Source organism: Kistimonas scapharcae, from assembly GCF_039540975.1.
Classification (GTDB): Bacteria; Pseudomonadota; Gammaproteobacteria; order Pseudomonadales; family Endozoicomonadaceae; genus Kistimonas; species Kistimonas scapharcae.
The window spans coordinates 1-4093 of the sequence record NZ_BAABFL010000312.1; the positions used below are offsets into that span (position 1 = coordinate 1).

Annotated in this window: 4 protein-coding genes; 3 read left to right on the forward strand and 1 reads right to left on the reverse strand. The window is 43.4% G+C overall.

Annotated features, from left to right (window positions below; all coding sequences use genetic code 11):
- Positions 1-59: 59 nt before the first annotated feature.
- Positions 60-1019, reverse strand: coding sequence for a hypothetical protein (locus tag ABD892_RS11450; RefSeq protein ID WP_345195800.1), 960 nt, complete (start codon positions 1017-1019; stop codon positions 60-62).
- A gap of 846 nt (positions 1020-1865) precedes the next feature.
- Here ABD892_RS11450 and ABD892_RS11455 point away from each other — a divergent pair.
- The 3 genes from ABD892_RS11455 (at position 1866) to ABD892_RS27110 (ending at position 4017) form a co-directional block, all read left to right on the forward strand.
- Positions 1866-2879: a homeobox domain-containing protein gene (locus ABD892_RS11455; protein WP_345195802.1), complete on the forward strand. Its 1014-nt coding sequence runs from the start codon at positions 1866-1868 to the stop codon at positions 2877-2879.
- Positions 2880-3258: 379 nt separating this feature from the next.
- Positions 3259-3762: a M48 metallopeptidase family protein gene (locus tag ABD892_RS11460; protein WP_345195803.1), complete on the forward strand. Its 504-nt coding sequence runs from the start codon at positions 3259-3261 to the stop codon at positions 3760-3762.
- A gap of 90 nt (positions 3763-3852) precedes the next feature.
- Positions 3853-4017, forward strand: a complete 165-nt coding sequence (locus ABD892_RS27110) for an RlmF-related methyltransferase (protein WP_425559241.1) — start codon at positions 3853-3855, stop codon at positions 4015-4017.
- Positions 4018-4093: the final 76 nt, after the last annotated feature.

The window sequence follows — 4093 nt, forward strand, 5'->3', positions numbered from 1 at the left end:
CATGACACGTCTCCTAACCCAAGGAAAACCAGTGTCGTAAGTTTAGACGGGAGAATGGCTTATGTTAGGTGGTAATCAGGTACATTATTGCTGATAATGATAGTGCCTTCTGCACTTTCAAAAGAAAATAAGTTCATTGGTGGTATTGTTTTAATGTCCGTCAGAGGGCACGCCAAATCAATTAGATCATCTCCCCATTCGTGCTTTAAACGTTCGAAGCTCTCATTGGTGAGCAGCTTCTTATTCATAACCAACAATCTTTCATCAGGCAGTAGGTGCATAAAACAATCAAGATGAAAAAAAGTTCTTCTGATGGCGAGCTTGTAAAAACGAATGTTAGTATCAATTCCTATAACGCGGACACCAACTATTTGCATCTTTATTTCGAGTTCTCTTGTTGCCTGTATGCATCGTGGATCCCCACCCTCGAACTGTGCGGCAAAATTGTTACCGTGTAATAGCAATTGTCTCATTGTGGAATAAATTACGTTTCCACCATCCATATGTGAGTCTATTTCCATTATTTCAATCTTCGGGCAGGAAGGGATAGCATGAACGGTATCAAAAATAGTAATTATTTCATGTTTTAGGTATGCACTGGATAGAGCAATATAATGGTTTTTACATCTCATAAATACCAAAGGATCTCTAATATAAATCTCACTTCTCACATTGTGAGCGTCAATGCTATGAACGGTACTATCATTAACTGCTGGTTTAACAAGCTTGACATTGTCATGAAGTGAAAATAAAACCCCTTTGAATAATTCATCCCGATAATATTTTTTCAGGGATTGGAATTTTTTTGAGACTAATCGACCCGTAGGATGATACCCCCCATCATCAATGAATGTTTGCATAACTAAACAAATGTTTCTTACTCCGACAGGTATATTCGGCACACGCTGTTTATGCCTATCTTCATCAGAATTCGTTGTTTTTGTGCTGGATGAATCTTGGCGAGTTTCAGTATCCATTTTGGAGCTTGCTGATGCCTGCCGTCCACTCACTTTTTCCATACTTCACCAATCTTGTATTAATATTAAATAGCACTGATATTACAAAAGCATCACCTGTAGACTGATTTCAATATAAAAGGTTCAGGATCAACTTAAAAGAAATGGCTGTTCGGAAGATGTTTGGTTATTTTTGAATTGTTTATCCTGGATAAAAGATAGTGGTCATTCATTCTTTTGGATCAGATCAAACGCTGCGCGTCGTGTGTTGGGTGAAATTTCATCAAGGTTTTTAATGGTAAATATTAACTTTTAGTCTGGCTCTGGTTGTTTATGCCAACGCATTTGTTAGTTGTTTTCTTAATTGGAATTCCCTGAATAATATTGCCATATGACTCGATATGACTTTTTTGAGATTGGTTGTGATTTACCCATGTTGTATGTTGAGGCTAGACGCTAATCGTAATGGTAAGTTGATTTATGCCCTGTTGTTTTGAAGGCGCTAACAGTGTTGTTAGATGTGTTACTGAATTATATATCATGATTTTGATCTGATGTTTAAGTTGGCCTATATCCATAGGAGGCATCTTTCGGATGGTTATGCTTGAATCGCTAAACCCCTGATGGAATTAAACTAATGGGCAGGAAATGATTTTTAATCATATAGCTATATGAAAAAATGATGCTGCACGTTGTGGGGAAGTCATGATGCACCAACTCATTTGTTAATGAAAAAAATAGTAGTTTCATATGCTTACTTTTTGAAACTGATCAATTAAGGATAAGTGAGGTAATTATCTGATGAGGAACATAAATGATTTTCAAGCGACATCTTCATATATTGCCGCTGTGACTACACAACCAATGCAATCGCAAGCAACACCACAATCGATTCGGTCGCAGGCGCCTATGGCCGGCACCCAATGGCAAAACTTTGCTGTTACGACATGCATACCCAATCAACTGGCCGCACGTCTTGAGCCTCAATATTCAGCATCTTCAGGCTTCCCCGCACACAATGTCACTCAAGATTACCCGTTCTACCAGGGGAGGTATATGGTGCCACAGCATGGCTATCTAAATAGGCCGTCGACTTTTTTGGGGGGGCAGGGAGCTTTTCAGCCCTACGCAGGCCATCAAAGCTTACCATTTCAATCGACTGGTCATTCACAGCAGCCGGTGCCTTCTGGCAGTGGCTTGCAGGCCTTACAGGCTACCAGTAGTGCCATGATTTCTGAGGGCAGCAGAAGAGGTAATACGCCAGCTGCTCAGGATATGCCTATCGATCAGCGTGATACTGGGAGAAAGAAACGAAAGACCTATTCTAAAGAGCAGAAATCAGAGCTGGAACTCGTCTTTAGTGGGAATCGGTTTCTTACAGCTAGTACAAGAGCCGGACTGGCAGAACGCACGAATCTTACAGAAAGGCAGGTAAAGGTTTGGTTTCAGAACAGACGCATGAAAGCCAAAAAAGAGGAGCAGCGGGCGATGAGCGGTATGCCAAGCGCAGCATTGGCTGCACCACAATCACCAGCCGCGGGCTCGCAACAAGCTGTACATGTACAGCCTCAGAGACCTGTAGCAACATCGGTCTCTTCCATCAGCGCAGCTGCGATACCTGGACCCTCTGCAACAACGGCTGTAAGTTCTTTTGATCCATTCCATTGGCGTATCTCACACCCCATGCAACCACTAGTTAATCCAATTTTTGCAATGTCGCAGATGAGCGATCGTACAGGGAGTGTAGGTATGTTCCAGGGTGCAAGCTACCAGCAGGTTGTATTATCGTTGGCTCAGCAGCAAGCGAGTAATACAAGTGGTATTGCAGCAGCGACGGATGAGGGTACCCAACCTTTTATTCCGTATAAAGGGAGTCCGGTGTCTTCAGATACTTCAGGATCATCATCAGACGATGAAGACTAAAGGTGGATCTTGGGAGCAGCAAAAAGTCCGACATAAACAATTTTGATTCTCGACTTACGATGGGGCTAACCCATACGGGGCCGGTGATGATAGTCGTGGAGGTAAGCCCTATGAACAGACCGCGCCATAACGTGGTAATAGGGCAATGCCTTTACGCAGCTCATGAAATTGATGAATCTGAATGTTCATATTCTGGAGTGAGGACGTTCTGAAGGGAAAAGAATCAAGTTTGCCGATGTCCGATATGTTTCATTTTTCTGCTTCTTTTCAGTGATTTCATGGGCGCCCTTTTCTATGTTTACTCTTTTCCTGATTGGTGTGCACAGTTTTCTATGTTAGTTTCCGACATGCATTGACCCATGATTGATACCGCCACGGCATGTTGAAATACTTACTCCATTATCCTCAGACTGTGATTGAACAGGCGCAGCGTCTTATAACAGAAGAACGCTTAGGGGCATGGTTATTGAAAAAATACCCGGAACCCCATGAAGTAAGAAATAACAAAGCACTCTATGACTACACGATGGCATTGAAGAACCGGTACCTGCGCAAGTCAGCGCCTCTCAATAAAGTGCTGTTTGATGGCAAGATCGGCCAGACGCATCAGGCACTGGGTTTGAATATTTCGCGAACAATGGCACACGGTGGCAAACTGAAAGCCCGGAAAGAAATCCGCATTGGTACGCTGTTTCAACATGCACCGGAAGAACTGCTGAAAATGATAGTGGTTCACGAGCTGGCCCATCTAAGAGAAGCTGACCATAACCGATCGTTTTACCAGCTTTGCTGCCATATGGAACCCGACTACCATCAGCTGGAACTGGACACCCGTCTTTATATGACCCAGCTGGAAATGTTCGGGGATATTTATCAGCGATAAACAACGTTCACCAACCCTGTACAATACTCCCCCTGACTGACCTGAACCCACGCAAGAAGTGCTGTAGCGATTGTGAAAAAAACGCAAAGAATGACTGGGAAACCAGCATCACCCCCGGTAACGCCAGCGGGCCTTCACCCCCGTAATTTGCATCAGGGCCGATACAATCTGGCGGAACTCACAAAAACCACACCCGAATTGAAACGATTCCTGAAAACCAATCCCAGGGGGGAATACACCATTGATTTCAGGTAAGTACTCAAAAACCGGTACATAAGGCGATTTCACGTTCTGCCGCCTAAGCTCATCCCCATGTTCCCATTACCGCCTG